Below are 14,211 nucleotides of genomic sequence, written 5' to 3' on the forward strand. Positions count from 1 at the left end.
GGTGCCATGACCACCAACGCAGTGCCTTTCCCCATCACCGGCATGGAGGTGGACGACTCGGCCTGCGAGGTTGACGACCTCGCCTTCTGTGGCGGTGTCCAGGTGCGGGTGCCTGCGACCGACTCCTGGGGCGACCTGGTCGAGCACGCAGTCGCCTCCGACTGGGTCGGCATCGAGGCCCTCGCCGCCGTCCCGGGAACTGTCGCCGACGCCGTCACAACCGACGCCACCGCCCACGGACAGTCCGTCTCCGACACCCTCTCGTCGGTGCGCACCTGGGATCTGGCCACCGATCAGCAGCGCAGCTTCCCGGTGGCACAGCTCAGGGGCCCAGCTTCCCGCTGAGGGAGCGGCTCGAAGACGGGACGCCCCGTTACCGGATCCTCGACGTCGCATTCCTGTTCCGGCAGGGCGATCTGACGGTGCCTGTCCGGGACGCCGGACTCGCCGCCCTGCTCGGTGTCGAGGAGGGAGCGCGGGTGCCTCTGGCGGACGTGCGGGCGGCGGTGTCGCGCGGCTGAGGCGGGCGCCGGCCGGGTGCCTCGGGCCGCGGTATCTTTCATGCATGAAGGCCAACGCTGCCCTGCAGATCATCTTCGCGTTCTTCCTCGGCCTCGTGGTGGTCGCGTTCGTCGGAATCGGCGTCAATACGTTCTACCCGGAACCGGACTACCCGTCCACGGAGGCAGGTCAGGCCGAGTGGGCCTCGGTGCACGGCCACTGGGCGCTCGTCACCGGCATCGTCCTGCTGGTCTGTGCGACGCTCCTCCTGGCCGTGTCGCTCCTCCTGCCGGGCGAGCAGGCGGTGATCTCCAACGGGGTTCTGCTCGGCGGTGTGTTCACGATGATCTACGCAGTCGCGATGACCTTCTCCGCCGACACCAGCATCGCCCGGTTCGCGATGATCACGGTCGCGCTTGCCGTGACGATCCTGGTGGGGTACCTGCGCTTCGTCCGTGGCCGTCGCCCCGTCCCGGCGGCGGGTCAGCCTGACGGTGCCGCGATGGGTGAGCTCGGCGAGCGGCTCACCGCCCTCGAGGAGAAGCTCGACGCCCTTGGGCGCGTCCTCCGCGAGTAGTGGCGCCGGGTCCGCTGCTCCGTGCGCGATCCGCCGGCGCCTCGCGGCGTTCTCCTCGGGTGTTCGGCCTAGCGGTGCCAGTTGGAGCGGTAGTCGAAGACCTTGTCGATCTCCTCGGTGGGTACGTCCTCGATTGTCGCGTAACGCCAGGTGGGAGTGGTGTTCTTCTCGATGAGCAGGGCACGCACGCCCTCAACGAAGTCGCCGACGTTGAGGACGCTCTCGGCGAGCCGGAGGTCCTGGTCGAGCACCTCGCTGAGGCCGAGCTTCTCGGCGCGGATCAGGGCGCGGAGCGCCACATGCACTGCGAAGGGGAACGCTCCCGCAGGTCCCGACCCGCCTGGCGCGCCGCCTCGTCCGGATGCGACTCCAGTGCCTGGACGATCTCGACGGGGTTGTCGGAGGCGTAGCACTCCTCGATCCACGTGTTGGACGACTCGAACAGCGGCGCGGGCAGGGCCCGTCGGCCGACTCGTCTGCCAGGTTCAGCAGGAGCGCATCGCCTCCGGTGAACGTGGCGGAGGTCAGCGCGAGGTGGCGGCCGATGGCGCCTGCGCGCGACAACTGGTGCATGACACCGACGTCGGGGAAGAAGCCGATCTTGGTCTCGGGCATCGCCATCACCGTGTCGGCGTAGACGATGCGGCGGTCGGCGTGGCTGCCGAGCCCGAGGCCCCGCCCATCGTGATGCCACGCATGTGCGTGGTCACGGGCTTGGGGTAGTTGGCGATCATCATGTCCAGCGCGTACTCGGTCTCGAGGAAGTGCAGCCACGGGCCGCCCTCCACCACGTTTCCGGCAAGCAGCCGCACATCGGCGCCCGCGCAGAAGCCGCGCTCGCCGTTGGCGGTGATCTCGACGGCGGTGACGTCGTCATCGCGGCTCCACTCCATGAGGGCCTCGTACATGGCCAGCAGCATGGAGTCGTCGAGCGCGTTGATCGCCTGTGGCCGATTGAGCGTGATGCGGGCAATCCCGTCGGTCACATCGGTCATGATGAATTCAGACATGAGCGCAGCCTACGGCAGTGTTATCGCTCTCGTCTTCCGATGCTTGTCAGTTCAGCCTGATGCCGGGCTTCATCCGGGTCAGCACGGCGCGCGCAGTCTCCTGATCGATGACGAGGTCGGTCGCCACGCCTGCCCGGAGCGCCCGAGGGTCGGGGCCGTCTTCGACAGCCCGGTTACCACGCAGATGCGGCGGGTACCCGCTGGAGTTCCTTCGGCGTCATGCCGGTGGCCCTGCCGTTGAGCGGAATGTCGCGGAATGAACCGTCTTCGCGCAGCATCACTGTGCAGATGTCGCCCACAACGCCCATTTCACGCAGTTCACGCTGATCACGTTCGCTCAGGTAGTTGGAGGCGTAGACGTGGGACTGGAGCTCGGAGTTGAGGCCGCCGACGCCGAAGAGGGCGATTCCGCAGTTGTCGCGCACGCTCAGGATGTGTCGGGTCGACTGTTCGCGCCACATCGCGTCGCGGGTGTCCGGGTTGTCGAAGAAGGCGGGGAGGGCGAGGAGCTGTTCCTGCCCGTTGAACGCCTCGGCGAAGCGGTGGAGGATGCTCCCGACGTAGGGCAGGCCCGTCGTCTGGTGGTTGGCTCCGCCGTTGAGGCCGATCACCGTCACGCCGTGCAGTTCCCGTGGGCGTAGGTGCGCGGCGATGGCCGAGGTGGTGGTTCCCCATGCGACGCCGAGGATGTCGCCGTCCTCGACGCTGGCGGCGAGCAGGTCGGCGGCGGTGCGGGCCACCTGGTCGAGGCGGAACACGCTGCTCGCCCCGGCCTCACCTGCACGATGTGGGCCGTCACGTTGAAGTAGCGCTGAAACAGGTCCGCTATCCGGCCCAGGGCCGCTCGGGGTCGACGATCGTCACCCGCACCAAGCCCCTGTCGCGGGCCTCCTTCAGGAGGCGCGACACCGTGGAGCGCGAGACGTTCAGGTGATGGGCGATGGCGTCCATCGTCTCGCCCTGGACGTAGTACATCCGGGCAACAGTCAGTAGTGACTCGCTGCTCTTGTCAGGCATGTTCCTCCCACCTTTGACGTCTCATCCTAGGGGGACAGGAAACCGCCCGGTATGCCGGACGTCCCCACCGAGTTTCGGTGGGGACGTCCGGTGTCGGTCGGTCAGTATCCGCGCGACGAGTCGGCCATCTCCTGCTCACTGCCGAGCGCGTCGACGAACTCGTCGGTCGACATCGGCTTGGAGAACATCGGGTAGTCGTACTTGATCGCGTTGGCGTGCTCTTCCGGCGAGGTGGCCCGACGGCGTCGGTGAGGGTGATCACCTCGAAGCCCTTCTCGTAGGCGCTGCGCATCGTGGACTCCACGCAGCAGTTGGTGAGGAAGCCGGCGAGGACGACGGTGTCGATCCCCTTGGAGCGCAGCACGAAGTCGAGGTTGGTGGAGCCGAATGCGTCAAGACCGCGCTTGCCTTCGATGGTGATGTCGCCCTCCTGCGGGGTGAGCTGCTCGCAGATCTCGGCACCCCAGCCGCCGCGCACGAACGATGTCGACGCGACGACGCCGGCGAGGATGCCGTAGGGGTGCGAGGTGATCTCGCCGTAGCCCGGGGCGAACGAGATCGGCACGTGGAGGATGGCGCCGCCCGCCTCGCGGACCGCGTCGGCCGCCGCGACGGCGTTGTCGAGCGTTCCGGTGGCGTCCATGGTCTCCTTGACTGCGTCGTGGAGGGTGCCTCCCGGAGTCGTGAAGTCGTTCTGGAACTCGATCAGGACAAGCGCCGTCGATTCGGCTTTCATGGGTGCTCCTTTGCACTGGTGGGTCGCGATCCACTGTATGCGGCGTGCCACGTCAAGGCGCCCTATCTCATGAGGAGCGCCTAGCGGGAGCGCGGTTGCTGCACCACCGCGACGTCGCACCCCGCGCCGTGTGCACGAACGTGCACAGCGGTTGCGCAGAACGTGCAGACGGGTGAACCTTGGATTACGAGCAAAGGAGCATCACAACAATGACGAGCACCGCTTTGACGCCGCAGCAGCGCACCGAGTCGCTGCGCGCAATGTCCACTGAGACCTTCGACGTGCTGGTGATCGGAGGTGGCGTCACCGGAGCAGGCATCGCGCTCGATGCGGCCTCGCGTGGCCTCAGTACCGCGATCATTGAGGGACAGGACTGGGCCTCCGGCACGTCCTCGCGATCCTCCCGCCTGGTGCACGGCGGTCTGCGCTACCTCTACAACCTCGACTTCAAGCTGGTGGCTGAGGCCCTCAAGGAGCGCGGACGCCTCCTCACCCTCATCGCCCCCCACCTTGTCGAGGCCCAGCCCTTCCTGTGGCCCCTCAAGACGCCCGTGATCGAGCGGGCCTACTCCGCGGTCGGGGTCGGCATGTACGACGCCCTCGCCGTCATCGGTGCCGGCGGCAAGAAGACCGTCCCGATCCAGCACCACCTCTCGAAGAAGGGCGCCCTCAAGCGGTTCCCCGAGATCAAGCCGTCGGCCCTCTGCGGCGCCATCGAGTTCTATGACGCCCGGGTCGACGACGCCCGCCTCGTCATCACGCTCGTGCGCACCGCCCAGAAGTACGGTGCACAGGCCGCAAGCCGCGTCCGGGTGACCAACATCCTCAAGGACGCCCGGGGCCACGCCTCCGGTGTCGAGGCCGTCGATGTCGAGACCGGTGAGGCCCTCACCATCAAGGCGAAGCGCCTCATCAACGCCACCGGCGTGTGGACCGAGGAGACCCAGGACATGGCCGGCGGCACCGGCGGCCTCAAGGTGCTGGCGTCGAAGGCATCCACATCGTCCTGCCGCGCGAGCGTCTCAAGGCCCAGACCGGCCTGTTCCTCCGCACGGAGAAGTCGGTGCTGTTCATCATCCCGTGGCAGCACTACTGGGTGATCGGCACCACTGACACCGCCTGGCACGAGCAGCTCAAGCACCCGGTGCCCACGTCGGCCGATATCGACTACGTGCTGGCCCACGCCAACGAGGTGCTGGCGGAGAACCTGACCCGCGACGACATCATCGGCACCTACGCCGGCCTGCGCCCGCTGCTGCAGCCGAAGGTGCTCGACGAGTCGAAGTCGACGAAGGTGTCGCGTGAGCACACCGTCACCGAGGTCATCCCCGGCATGGTCGCGATCGCGGGCGGCAAGCTGACCACCTACCGCGTGATGGCCGAGGACGCCGTCGACTTCGCGCTCGGCAAGGAACTCGCGGCGGCCAAGCCGTCGCCGACGTTCGACCTTCCGCTGATGGGCGCCGACGGCTTCGACGCCACGGTCAACCAGGCCGAGCGCCTGGGCGCCAAGTACGGGTTCGACGCCGACCGGATGCACCACCTGGTGCGCCGCTACGGCTCGGAGCTGCCCGACCTGCTGGCCACCATCGACGAGGACCCGACGCTGGCCAAGCCACTGAAGGCCGCGCCTCAGTTCATCCGCGCCGAGGTCGCCCGGGCGTGCACCGTCGAGGGTGCCCTCCACCTGGAGGACATCTTCATCGCCCGCGTGCGCCTCAACTCGGAGTCGCGTGACCGTGGCGGCTCCGCCGTCGACGAGATCGCCGAGATCGCGGCAGCGCAGCTCGGATGGGACGCCCAGAAGACCGAGGCCGAGAAGGCGAACTACCGGGCCCGGATCGCCGCCGAGATCGCCGCTGAGGAACTGCCCACCGACGCGGCAGCCTCAGCCGCGCGCATGGAGGCCGCCGACATCGTCGACTGATCCTCCGAACGGACGAACCGCCGCCCTGTCCGTGGGGCGGCGGTTCCCTGTTCTGGGTGCTAGACGAAGTCGACCGGCGGCCGGGTGGGCCACTGATCCGGGCCCTGCCCCTGCGTAGGCGCCATGGGTGCGGGCCCGGCCTGGGGCTGTATGAGTGGCGCAGGCAGGGCAGATGGGATGTCGGTCGGGGTACCGGGGACCGGTACGCCGCCCGGTGCCCCGGGCAGGTCATCGTCGACGGTAGGGGTGCTGCGACGATTCCGGCGCGTCGCGGTAACCAGCGAGATCACAGCCGAGCCGGCGAGGTGGGCTGCCACGCCCAGCCCGAAGATGAGAACCAACAGCTCGAGACGGCGATCCTGCATCTCCCACTCCCACTGGGCCCGCTGGGACTCCACCGCCTGGTCGTGGGTGAACTGGGCGATCAGGAGTCGTTCCGACAGTTCGGCGTTCTGGAGCCCGATGATCTCCAGCTGATCGTTGGTGAGCCAGCCGTTGACCACCTGCTGTTTCGGTGCGGTGTCGGCACGGATGTTGTTGCTGTCTGCGTCCGAGCGGGCAGTCTTCAGTAGCTTCGCCCAGTCCTGAGTGACGTTCAGGGCGCGCCCTCCATCCGGTGCAGCCGGGAACGCCGGCAGCGGCTGGGTCACGAGCAGTACGGCGGAGACGGCGACCAGGGCCCAGACGATGACGCGGTACAGGTGCAGCGCGATCCCGGGACGGGAATCGGACATGGAGCACTCCTTCGATGTCGAGTACCCAGGACGCTAGCGGAGGCCTCTGACAACGTCGGACGACGGCTAGGGCTGCAACTTCCCGTAGTACCAGCCGGGAGGTGGGAACGGACCCGGAGCAGCACGGCCCCGAGCACGCAGCCGAGCCCGCGCCGCACCCGGGGTCGGCCGTTCGCCGACATCTCGAGCAGGCCGATGCGGGCGAACTCGTTGATGATGTGATCCGCCTGATCGCCGACCCACGCTCGCGTGACCACCGGGGAGCCCGCCGCCTTCACCATCTCTCTGGTGAGCGGGAGCGACTCCAGCTCCCTCGACAGTGGGGTATCGACGTCATCCTCACCGCGGACGAGGGCGGCGGCGAGGATCTCGAACGCCCGGGCCGTGCTGATGTTCCACTCGGCGTCTTCAATGACGTATGTCAGCGCGGCGGACAGCGCGATGTCGTAGGTGAGGGTGAGGCGTTCATCCTGCCGGTCAGCGAGGAACGCGTCGGCCCTCGGGCCTCGGCGGACCCTGCTGCCGTCCAGTTCGATGATCCGCGAGTTGAGGAGGTGGTCCCACCAGATGGTGAGCGGTGGGACGGCGTCCATGGAGAGCACGGGAAGCGCCGCGCCGATGCCGCCGGGTTGCCGGGGACGCCTGTTCACGCCGATGACGTCGATGCCGAGCAGGCCGGCAGTGAAGCGGAGGTCGGCCCGGCGGATGGCACCGGTTGCGGTCACGGCGCGGCCCGCCCCGATCCACGCCAACAGGTCGGGCACCCGCTCGCACACGGCGACTCTCCCCAGGGCCTCGGCGGTCTCTGCCCGGTCGAAGCGGAGCATGCGGTCGGTCAGCAGCTTGGTGACGGCGTCCTCCGCTTCGGCGTTCTGCGCTCCCACCACCGCCTGGACGTCCTTCCAAGCCTCGGCGTCATCTCCCAGATGGATCCGGTGGCTCAGGTATATCCCGAGCATCCAGTAGAGGTCCAACCGATGTTCCTCTGCGTAGGAGCGGTCAGCTGCCAACTCCCGCCCCACCGCCAGCACGTCATCGGGGAGGCGGAGGTCGAGCCCCTAGCGTCGCCGAGATCGAGCAGTTCGTCGAACAGCCCCATGGCGTCGTCGAGCGTTGCCTCCTGACCCGGAGTCGCACCATTGCCCAGCGCCACCCGCAGGCTGCGACGCAGCCGACGCTGCCACCCGAGCGCGCGGGTTGCGTCGCAGGCTGCGGGAGCGGGAAGTGCGGCGCGTGGGGAGCGCGGTGAGCAGCTCGTCGCAGAGGTCGGATACGTCCCGGCCAAGGTGCTTCGCGAGGCAGGCGAGGTAGGAGGCGACGGAGATGGCGGCGCCATGCAACACCGCCTTTCCTCCGTGCGTCATGAGAAGGCCGTTCATGGAGGCGTAGGAGCCCCGTCTCCGGCCGCGGCGAGGATGTCGCCTGCCGGCCTACGGCCGTACGACGGGTAGGGCAGGTAGAACACGTGGAACGGGGGTGGTTCTGCCAGCCAGGTGTCGAGCAGCCCGAGGGCCGTGCCGATGACCTGACTCACCGACGGGAATGCCGTCGACGGGTACGGCCCCACCTTGTCGATCAGATCGAGCGCGTCGTCGGTATGTCCGCCGTGGGCCAGGAGGGTGAATGCGGCGAGGACGTCGAGCGCGGCGACCCGATCGTCACCGGTGGGGGTGGACAGTTCCATGTTGCGGCGCTCGATGGCCCGGGTCATCGCCTCGTTGAACGTGTCGATGTCGACATCGATGGCGTCCAGGTCGATCCCGTCCGCCGCGAGCAGCGGCCTCAGTTCCTCCATCAACTCGGCACCCATGCCGGGCCGGTGCGTGACCCCGGCTGCCTCCATCGCCGCGAGGAACTCCGGGTCGATCGGATCGTTCATGTACCGAGCGTAGAGCGCGGGATGACAACCGGATCTATCTGTTGTAGGACGCCGGCTGCGCCTCCGGATAGAGCGTGTGGAGATCGGTGAAGTACGCGACCGCCGACGAGATGCCGAGGCTGATGTGCGCGGCGAGCTGGGCGTCGGTGACGCCGTGCCGGAAGTCTCCGGGGTGCCTCGTCGACACGCTCAGCAGCCCGCCCTCGCCCGGTTCGACGCAGATCTTCGGGTAGAGGCTGACGGAATGGATGTCGTTGGCGCCCATCAGGATCCGGTGGAACTCGTCGTTGGACACGAGATGCCCCAGGACCCCAACACCTGGAGGCCGTCTCCCTCGCCGGTGACGTAGATGTAGAACGCGTTGCCGTCCCAGATGCTCAGGACGTCGCCCTCGTCGTCGACCTTGTACCCGATGCCCATCGCGTCGAGGATGTCGAGCACCCTCTGCATCGTGAGGGCGTTACCTGATCCGGTTCGGTTGCCATGGGGCCCAGCCTACGGACAGGAGTGTAGGTCACGTGCCCGGGATCTGGCATGGCGTCGGGGAGGTAGCGACGCTGCCCCGGCTCTGGGAGGGGTGCGATGTGGCGACCCGGGCCTAGGCACCCTATACTCTTGCGAGTCTCGGGGCATTAACTCAATTGGTAGAGTGCCACCTTTGCAAGGTGGAAGTTAGGGGTTCGAGTCCCCTATGCTCCACAACTCGAGAACCGCCTGGCACAAGCCAAAACGGATGCAAAACACGTAGTGAGACGGGATTCCGACTCCGCCAAGCTGCGTCACCCTCCGCCACCGTGCACCACTCTGTGGCCCCAAATTGGTCACGAAATAGGCCATAATGGGTACCGATTGGCCCCAAATTGGACACGGATTGGACCCGGAAAACCGGGGAGGGAGCCCGAACATGGCGCGTGCACCCCGCAGACTTCCGCCCGGAATCCTGCTCCTTCCGAGCGGGAACTACCGGGTTCGCTACCTCGGCCCCGACGGGAAGCGGTATTCCAAGACCTTCACCCACCTGCAGGACGCGAGGTATTGGCAGGCGTCCGAGCAGCGCCTCATCGATCAAGACGGCTGGACCCCGCCGGAGGTACGTCAGCGCCGACAGGACTCTGCAGCGCTCACCGTGGCCGAGTGGGCCGAGCAGCGCATCCTGGCATGGTCCACCCGATCGAGGTCGCCCATCGTCGGCAGCACCGTCGAGGACTACCGACGGTGCCTGCGTCTCCGGATCGACGGCTGGCTCGGGGACACACCCTCGCACTCGTCACTGCCGCGATCGTGCGCAAGTGGCACGAGGCTCTCCCGGACACACCGACCATGAACGGGAAGGCCTACGATCTCCTCAAGCACCTCATGAACGACGCCGTCAACGACGAGCTGATCGCGGCCAACCCGTGCCGCATCGTCGGAGCCGGCAAACCACGAGCCAAGGGGCAGCTGAGGCGCTCAGCGCAAGCGATATTGGGCCGTACCTCGAAGCGGTGGAGGAATATTACCGCCCAGCCCTGGCAGTGGCCGTCCTGGGTGGCCTCCGATCTGGGGAGGTACGTGGCCTGCGTCGGCGCGATCTCGACGTGGAACAGGGCTTCATCCGAGTCGCCGGGCCATCCGACGGGAACAGGTGGCCGAGGGCGAGTACAAGCGCGACTACACAGACACCAAGACTCCGGCTGGGAAGCGCGTCATCTACCTACCCGCCGCAGTGCTGGACTACCTCCGGCCTTGGGTCCAGAACCACAATTTCGCACCCGACGAGCTGCTCTTCCCGGCCCGCCGTACAGGCAAGATCATGAACGAGACGGTGCTGGCAGCAGCGCACCGGCGCGCTGCCAGGCAGATCGGCCGTCCGACGCTCACCCTGCACAATCTCCGGGCAACCGCTGCCACTCTCGCAAAGCAAGCAGGCATGACTGACCGTGAGGTGCAACGCCGCTTTGGTCACACAACGGCGGCAATGGCTAACCTGTACCAAGTGCCCGAACTTGAGCGGGACAAGTCGGGTGCTGCCATGATCGATTCTCTGCTCCAGTCACGTGGGCATCAAGCCCGGCTCCCCAGTGACGACTGATCCCTCTGCGCGAGCTCTTACGCTCACGGGCTTCTGATTCACCATTCCTGCCTACTACGGGCCGCGGAGATGCGCGGTTGATCGATCGTCAGGCGTAGCGCATCGTCGTCATCATCCCGACTTCCGCGTGGTAGATGTTGTGGCAGTGCAGCATCCACTCGCCGGGGTTGTCGGTGATGAGGTTGAGTTCGATGGTCTGCATGGGGGTCAGGAGCACGGTGTCCTTGCGGAGGCCTCCGCTGCCCGGGAGTCCCCAGGTGTGGCCGTGGATGTGCATGGGGTGGGCCATCATGGTCATGTTGGTCATGCGCATCCGGACGCGCCGGTCGGGGCTCACGTCGAGTGGTTCGTGGTCGCCGAACTTGCGGCCGTTGATGCCCCAGCCGTAGGGGTCCATCTGACCGTTGAGTTCCACGTCGAAGGTGTCGTCGGGCTCGCCGTCTGGCAGGCGCGCCTGCGCTGCGGCGCGTAGTTGCGTCCCGAGCAGGGCGTCGCCGTCGAGTTCCGGGACTGGGGCATCCGTCGAGGGCGCGTCGCCCGAGGCCGTCCGAACGACGGCGCGGGCGGTCCCGGTCTTGCCCTCGGGCCGTGCCGCGAGCGGGAAGGTCCCGTCGCGCAGGGTGACCGTCACGTCGTAGCGCTCTCCCATTGCGATGTACAGGGCTGCGGTGTCCGCGGGTTCGACGGGGAATCCGTCGGAGTGTGTGACGGTCATGGTGTGGCCCCCAACGCCAGCTTGAAGATGGTGTCCGAGGCGGCGTTGATGATCCTGATGCGGATGCGCTGTCCCGGCTTGGCTTCGAAGGTTGCGGGGGCTTCGGGTACGCGTCCGTTGATGAGGTAGTGCGGGTAGTCGACGTCGCCGGCGTCCCCCAGGGCGAGGATGCCCCGTGTCTCATGTCGCGCATGTTCCCGTGGCCCATTCCCATCGAGACCGGGCCGTTCTCCGCGGCGAAATCCTCGAAGATCTCGTCCGGGCCCCGGCCCACGCCGTCGGTCCAGTCGTCGAGGACCACGATCCATTCGTCGTCATAGGCCCCGGTTCGTCGGGGTCGTCGATGATCAGGGGTGCATACAGGGCGCGGTCGAGTTGGACGCCGGAGTGCGGATGGAAGAAGAAGGTACCGGGGTCCGGTGCGACGAACTCGTAGGTGAAGCTCGTGCCGGGCTCGATGGGGTCCTGCGTCACTCCCGGCACGCCGTCGGCGGCGTGGTGCAGTCGGACGCCGTGCCAGTGCACGCTGGTCGAGGCGGGCAACTGGTTGTCGACGGTGATCCTGAACAGGTCTCCGGCCGTGCCGCGCAGCACACCCATGCTCGAATCGTCGTACGCCCAAGTCTTCGCCGTCAGGCCGCCGAGGTCGAGCGTGACCGGCCGCGGTGTCAACGCCTGCTGCACGACGGAACGCCCCGGCGCCGGAGCGAGCGAAGGGGCCGGGTACGAGCGAGAGGCACCGGAGCCGGGCGCTGGAGTGCCGGGCTTGTTCGAGGGGCTCGTGCAGGCGGACAGGAGTCCCGCCCGGCGATGCCCGTGGCGCCGAGGAGCAGGTGGCGGCGGTTCAAAGCGGTCATGAGCCAATACTCCCCTGGGTATCGTCCTCATCCAAGCGTGGAATGTTCAGGAACGGTCAAGGTTCCGTGGGTAGGGACATGCCAGGATCTTGACGGGATCTTCACCGAATCCGCACCCGGGCCAGATCCGGTGCGCGCACAGTGATCGCGGGACTTTTCACGAAGAACAAGGAGAAAGTCAGTGATTCGCATCACCAAACGGAGCTGGCGCAGCCCAGCGACCCTCACCGTCCTCGCCACGGTGGCCCTTGCGTTGAGCGCCTGCGGCCAAGGCGAGGGCACCGACCCGAACTCCGGCATGACAACACTGGAGCGAGCGGCGACAGAAGATGGCGCAACCGTGGCGACTGAGGACTCAACCGCCTCGGGGTCGACGCTGGAGATCGCGTCCGTCGACGGCACCGTATGGGTCGCCAACGAGGACGGGGACTCGCTCAGCGCGCTGGACGCCGCCACCGGCGAGGTCGTCACGACTGTGACAGGAATCGAGAGCCCGCACAACGTGCAGGTGAGCCCCGATGGCAGCACCGTTTGGGCCGTCAGCGGACACAACAACGCACTCGTGGCCCTGGATGCGGAGACCTACGAACTGCGGGGACGGCACCCACCGGCACGAGTCCCGCGCACGTGATCGTCACACCGGACGGCGAGACTGTGTATGTCACCAACGCCGGCGACGACACAATGAGCGTCTACGAGGCGGACTCGCTCGAGTTGCGTGCCACCATCGACCTGAGCGCTGGCCCGCACGGGCTGCGGGCCAGTCCCGACGGGTCAACCGTGGTCGTCGCCAACACCACGGCCGGCGCGATCGACGTCGTCGATACTGCTACGAACGCGGTGGCCGCCAGTATCCCCGTGGGCGACTCGCCACCTCAGGTGGCGGTCAGCGCCGACGGAAGATATGTCTACGTGACCCTCATCGGGTCCAGCTCGGTGGTGAAAGTCGACCTCGCGGAACAACAGGTCATCGGATCGGTTGCGGTCCCGGCGCCCCGGTGCAGCTTTACCTCACCGCCGACGGGACGCGGCTGCTCTCGGCGGACCAAGGTACCGACGACACGCCCGGCACCACGGTGACCATGATCGACCCCGAGTCCATGACCGTCGAGTCCACCGTGCAAGCCGGGTCCGGGCCGCACGGTGTCGTCATCGAGCCCACCGGGCAGCGAGCCTGGGTCACCAACCTCTACGACGACACGGTCTCGGTCATCGACCTCACCGTGAAGGCCACCATGGCGACGGTGACCGTGGGCGACAAGCCCAACGGGATCAGCTACAGCCCGCTGCCGCCGGCCCCGGGCCGGGCACCGTCGAGATCAGCGTGCCGGAATACGCTACCGCGACCGGGGCCGGCCACGACGAGCACTGACGGATCCCCGATCGCGCGTTAGCTCGGGCAACGTGGACCGCACCCCGGCCATTCGCCGGGGTGCGGTTCGCTTGTGTTGGAGTGCCTGAAAGGCTGATCACTCGTGGTGACCGTCGTGTTCCTCCGCTGCTGGCGTCGCTGAAGGCGCCGGTGCGGCGGGCTCTTCCCCGCTTCGGGGTTCGGGGTTGAACAGGGGCCGAGGACGAGCGTGGAGAAGAGGAACAACGTCGAGAAGATCACGACACCGATTGCGGGCGCCTTCCAGGTGGCGAAGCGTCGGTGGATGCGGCGGAGGAGGGGAATGCTCAGCAGCAGCCCGCCACGTACAACACGGCGTTGCCCAGGAACCCCGTCAGGATCGCTGCACCGGCCAGGAACCCGACGTGGTGCATCACGTGGGGGCGAGCCCCATGAGCGCGCCGAGGGTGGCGCGGGCGCCCGCCCAAGCCGTGCCGAGGAGACTGCGCGCTCCCTCGCCGGCAGGCTCCGCCGGAGCCATCACTTCCTCGGGGGTTGCGTCCATCACGCGTGCGTCCTAGCCGTTGTGGTGGGCGCCCCAGCCGGAGAACCCCTGGTGCATGACGCCGGGTTCTGGGTGCCGCTGAAGCCCATGTCGGCGGCGTGCATGCGGACGTGCTCGGCGAAGTGGCGTCCGGTGGACTCCTCGGCGCCCGCAGGTGCGGCGGTCACTGCGAGCAGTGCGGCAGCGGCGGCCACGAGGGCCGCGATCCTCTTCGTGGGGTCATGTGGGGTCTCCTTTTGTCGGGCGGCGGCACGAGAGCCACCACAACCATCTTCCCGCCGGCAGGTATGGA

The 14,211-nt window shown here is 67.5% G+C and carries 22 protein-coding genes, 1 tRNA gene and 2 pseudogenes; 10 read left to right on the plus strand and 15 right to left on the minus strand.

All coding sequences use genetic code 11. The annotated features are described in order from the left end of the window. The first annotated feature begins 6 nt into the window (after positions 1-6). The gene (locus G7085_RS11845) at positions 7-345 is read left to right on the plus strand and encodes a UDP-N-acetylmuramate dehydrogenase (protein ID WP_197511106.1); all 339 of its coding nucleotides are present in this window, start codon (positions 7-9) and stop codon (positions 343-345) included. A gap of 220 nt (positions 346-565) precedes the next feature. Beyond that, positions 566-1,078, plus strand: a complete 513-nt coding sequence (locus tag G7085_RS11850) for a hypothetical protein (RefSeq protein ID WP_197511107.1) — start codon at positions 566-568, stop codon at positions 1,076-1,078. A 68-nt stretch (positions 1,079-1,146) separates the two neighbouring features. Here the strand turns inward: G7085_RS11850 and G7085_RS11855 are convergent, their stop codons facing one another. The 5 genes and pseudogenes from G7085_RS11855 to G7085_RS11875 form a co-directional block, all read right to left on the minus strand. After that, a complete protein-coding gene (locus G7085_RS11855) occupies positions 1,147-1,383 on the minus strand; it encodes an enoyl-CoA hydratase/isomerase family protein (RefSeq protein ID WP_408647100.1) in 237 nt (78 codons plus the stop codon). After that, a pseudogene (locus tag G7085_RS34880) lies at positions 1,271-2,088 on the minus strand (enoyl-CoA hydratase/isomerase family protein). Before G7085_RS34880 ends, G7085_RS11855 begins: the two are co-directional and overlap by 113 nt. Positions 2,089-2,261: 173 nt before the next feature. Beyond that, positions 2,262-2,846 (minus strand): sugar-binding transcriptional regulator, encoded by a 585-nt coding sequence (locus tag G7085_RS11865; protein ID WP_197511110.1) that lies wholly within the window; start codon positions 2,844-2,846, stop codon positions 2,262-2,264. 67 nt (positions 2,847-2,913) lie between these two features. Beyond that, the gene (locus G7085_RS11870) at positions 2,914-3,105 is read right to left on the minus strand and encodes a sigma factor-like helix-turn-helix DNA-binding protein (protein ID WP_197511111.1); all 192 of its coding nucleotides are present in this window, start codon (positions 3,103-3,105) and stop codon (positions 2,914-2,916) included. Beyond that, on the minus strand, positions 3,098-3,841 hold the full coding sequence (locus G7085_RS11875; protein ID WP_197511112.1) for an isochorismatase family cysteine hydrolase: 744 nt from the start codon (positions 3,839-3,841) through the stop codon (positions 3,098-3,100). The genes G7085_RS11870 and G7085_RS11875 overlap by 8 nt, the downstream gene beginning before the upstream one ends. A 209-nt stretch (positions 3,842-4,050) precedes the next feature. Between G7085_RS11875 and G7085_RS25745 the strand changes: the two genes are divergently transcribed. Together G7085_RS25745 and G7085_RS30310 are read left to right on the plus strand one after the other, a co-directional pair. Then, complete coding sequence (locus G7085_RS25745) at positions 4,051-4,941, plus strand: glycerol-3-phosphate dehydrogenase/oxidase (protein ID WP_269451847.1); 891 nt, start codon at positions 4,051-4,053, stop codon at positions 4,939-4,941. Then, positions 4,905-5,768, plus strand: coding sequence for a glycerol-3-phosphate dehydrogenase/oxidase (locus tag G7085_RS30310; RefSeq protein ID WP_331715629.1), 864 nt, complete (start codon positions 4,905-4,907; stop codon positions 5,766-5,768). Before G7085_RS25745 ends, G7085_RS30310 begins: the two co-directional genes overlap by 37 nt. Positions 5,769-5,827: 59 nt before the next feature. Here G7085_RS30310 and G7085_RS11885 read toward each other — a convergent pair whose 3' ends face one another. The 6 genes from G7085_RS11885 to G7085_RS11910 form a co-directional block, all read right to left on the minus strand. After that, the gene (locus G7085_RS11885) at positions 5,828-6,502 is read right to left on the minus strand and encodes a hypothetical protein (protein ID WP_197511113.1); all 675 of its coding nucleotides are present in this window, start codon (positions 6,500-6,502) and stop codon (positions 5,828-5,830) included. Beyond that, the gene (locus G7085_RS11890) at positions 6,415-7,461 is read right to left on the minus strand and encodes a hypothetical protein (RefSeq protein ID WP_197511114.1); all 1,047 of its coding nucleotides are present in this window, start codon (positions 7,459-7,461) and stop codon (positions 6,415-6,417) included. The genes G7085_RS11885 and G7085_RS11890 overlap by 88 nt, the downstream gene beginning before the upstream one ends. Further along, positions 7,443-7,787, minus strand: a complete 345-nt coding sequence (locus G7085_RS11895) for a hypothetical protein (protein WP_197511115.1) — start codon at positions 7,785-7,787, stop codon at positions 7,443-7,445. Before G7085_RS11895 ends, G7085_RS11890 begins: the two co-directional genes overlap by 19 nt. 90 nt (positions 7,788-7,877) lie before the next feature. Next, complete coding sequence (locus G7085_RS11900; RefSeq protein ID WP_197511116.1) at positions 7,878-8,381, minus strand: hypothetical protein; 504 nt, start codon at positions 8,379-8,381, stop codon at positions 7,878-7,880. A gap of 34 nt (positions 8,382-8,415) precedes the next feature. Next, complete coding sequence (locus G7085_RS11905; protein WP_197511117.1) at positions 8,416-8,676, minus strand: hypothetical protein; 261 nt, start codon at positions 8,674-8,676, stop codon at positions 8,416-8,418. Beyond that, the gene (locus tag G7085_RS11910; RefSeq protein ID WP_197511118.1) at positions 8,646-8,831 is read right to left on the minus strand and encodes a YbjN domain-containing protein; all 186 of its coding nucleotides are present in this window, start codon (positions 8,829-8,831) and stop codon (positions 8,646-8,648) included. Before G7085_RS11910 ends, G7085_RS11905 begins: the two co-directional genes overlap by 31 nt. Before the next feature lie 176 nt (positions 8,832-9,007). Here G7085_RS11910 and G7085_RS11915 point away from each other — a divergent pair. The 3 genes from G7085_RS11915 (at position 9,008) to G7085_RS11925 (ending at position 10,452) form a co-directional block, all read left to right on the plus strand. Then, positions 9,008-9,080: transfer RNA gene (locus G7085_RS11915), tRNA-Ala, on the plus strand. A 205-nt stretch (positions 9,081-9,285) separates the two neighbouring features. Beyond that, entirely contained in the window at positions 9,286-9,705 is a 420-nt protein-coding gene (locus G7085_RS11920) for a hypothetical protein (protein ID WP_197511119.1), read from the plus strand. A gap of 300 nt (positions 9,706-10,005) precedes the next feature. Further along, the gene (locus tag G7085_RS11925; protein ID WP_197511120.1) at positions 10,006-10,452 is read left to right on the plus strand and encodes a tyrosine-type recombinase/integrase; all 447 of its coding nucleotides are present in this window, start codon (positions 10,006-10,008) and stop codon (positions 10,450-10,452) included. Positions 10,453-10,540: 88 nt separating this feature from the next. Here the strand turns inward: G7085_RS11925 and G7085_RS34885 are convergent, their stop codons facing one another. From G7085_RS34885 to G7085_RS25760, 3 genes and pseudogenes are all read right to left on the minus strand, one after another. Then, entirely contained in the window at positions 10,541-10,849 is a 309-nt protein-coding gene (locus tag G7085_RS34885) for a multicopper oxidase domain-containing protein (protein WP_408647208.1), read from the minus strand. Between the two features lie 207 nt (positions 10,850-11,056). Beyond that, a pseudogene (locus G7085_RS32605) lies at positions 11,057-11,454 on the minus strand (hypothetical protein); the annotation flags it as partial. Then, positions 11,348-11,851: a multicopper oxidase domain-containing protein gene (locus G7085_RS25760; RefSeq protein WP_331715630.1), complete on the minus strand. Its 504-nt coding sequence runs from the start codon at positions 11,849-11,851 to the stop codon at positions 11,348-11,350. The gene G7085_RS25760 and the pseudogene G7085_RS32605, both read right to left, overlap by 107 nt. Before the next feature lie 513 nt (positions 11,852-12,364). Between G7085_RS25760 and G7085_RS32610 the strand changes: the two genes are divergently transcribed. The 3 genes from G7085_RS32610 to G7085_RS11945 are packed head-to-tail and all read left to right on the plus strand — an operon-like array spanning position 12,365 to position 13,418. Continuing rightward, entirely contained in the window at positions 12,365-12,655 is a 291-nt protein-coding gene (locus G7085_RS32610; protein ID WP_197511121.1) for a YncE family protein, read from the plus strand. Further along, the gene (locus G7085_RS11940; protein WP_197511122.1) at positions 12,652-13,104 is read left to right on the plus strand and encodes a YncE family protein; all 453 of its coding nucleotides are present in this window, start codon (positions 12,652-12,654) and stop codon (positions 13,102-13,104) included. The genes G7085_RS32610 and G7085_RS11940 overlap by 4 nt, the downstream gene beginning before the upstream one ends. 2 nt (positions 13,105-13,106) lie before the next feature. Continuing rightward, positions 13,107-13,418, plus strand: a complete 312-nt coding sequence (locus tag G7085_RS11945; protein WP_197511123.1) for a YncE family protein — start codon at positions 13,107-13,109, stop codon at positions 13,416-13,418. 500 nt (positions 13,419-13,918) lie between these two features. On the opposite strand, the gene G7085_RS11950 is transcribed toward G7085_RS11945, so the two are convergent. Beyond that, a complete protein-coding gene (locus tag G7085_RS11950) occupies positions 13,919-14,113 on the minus strand; it encodes a hypothetical protein (RefSeq protein WP_197511124.1) in 195 nt (64 codons plus the stop codon). Positions 14,114-14,211 lie beyond the last annotated feature (98 nt).

The sequence above is a fragment of the Tessaracoccus coleopterorum genome (genome assembly GCF_011174705.1).
GTDB classification, from domain to species: domain Bacteria; phylum Actinomycetota; class Actinomycetes; order Propionibacteriales; family Propionibacteriaceae; genus Arachnia; species Arachnia coleopterorum.

Excerpts from the sequence above, each read along its gene's own strand:
- G7085_RS11845 (WP_197511106.1), top strand. The coding sequence starts at position 7 with ATGACCACCAACGCAGTGCCTTTCCCCATCACCGGCATGGAGGTGGAC.
- G7085_RS11850 (WP_197511107.1), top strand. The coding sequence starts at position 566 with ATGAAGGCCAACGCTGCCCTGCAGATCATCTTCGCGTTCTTCCTCGGC.
- G7085_RS11870 (WP_197511111.1), bottom strand. The coding sequence starts at position 3,105 with ATGCCTGACAAGAGCAGCGAGTCACTACTGACTGTTGCCCGGATGTAC.
- G7085_RS11875 (WP_197511112.1), bottom strand. The coding sequence starts at position 3,841 with ATGAAAGCCGAATCGACGGCGCTTGTCCTGATCGAGTTCCAGAACGAC.
- G7085_RS25745 (WP_269451847.1), top strand. The coding sequence starts at position 4,051 with ATGACGAGCACCGCTTTGACGCCGCAGCAGCGCACCGAGTCGCTGCGC.
- G7085_RS11885 (WP_197511113.1), bottom strand. The coding sequence starts at position 6,502 with ATGTCCGATTCCCGTCCCGGGATCGCGCTGCACCTGTACCGCGTCATC.
- G7085_RS11890 (WP_197511114.1), bottom strand. The coding sequence starts at position 7,461 with ATGCTCGGGATATACCTGAGCCACCGGATCCATCTGGGAGATGACGCC.
- G7085_RS11900 (WP_197511116.1), bottom strand. The coding sequence starts at position 8,381 with ATGAACGATCCGATCGACCCGGAGTTCCTCGCGGCGATGGAGGCAGCC.
- G7085_RS11910 (WP_197511118.1), bottom strand. The coding sequence starts at position 8,831 with ATGCAGAGGGTGCTCGACATCCTCGACGCGATGGGCATCGGGTACAAG.
- G7085_RS11920 (WP_197511119.1), top strand. The coding sequence starts at position 9,286 with ATGGCGCGTGCACCCCGCAGACTTCCGCCCGGAATCCTGCTCCTTCCG.
- G7085_RS34885 (WP_408647208.1), bottom strand. The coding sequence starts at position 10,849 with ATGGACCCCTACGGCTGGGGCATCAACGGCCGCAAGTTCGGCGACCAC.
- G7085_RS11945 (WP_197511123.1), top strand. The coding sequence starts at position 13,107 with ATGATCGACCCCGAGTCCATGACCGTCGAGTCCACCGTGCAAGCCGGG.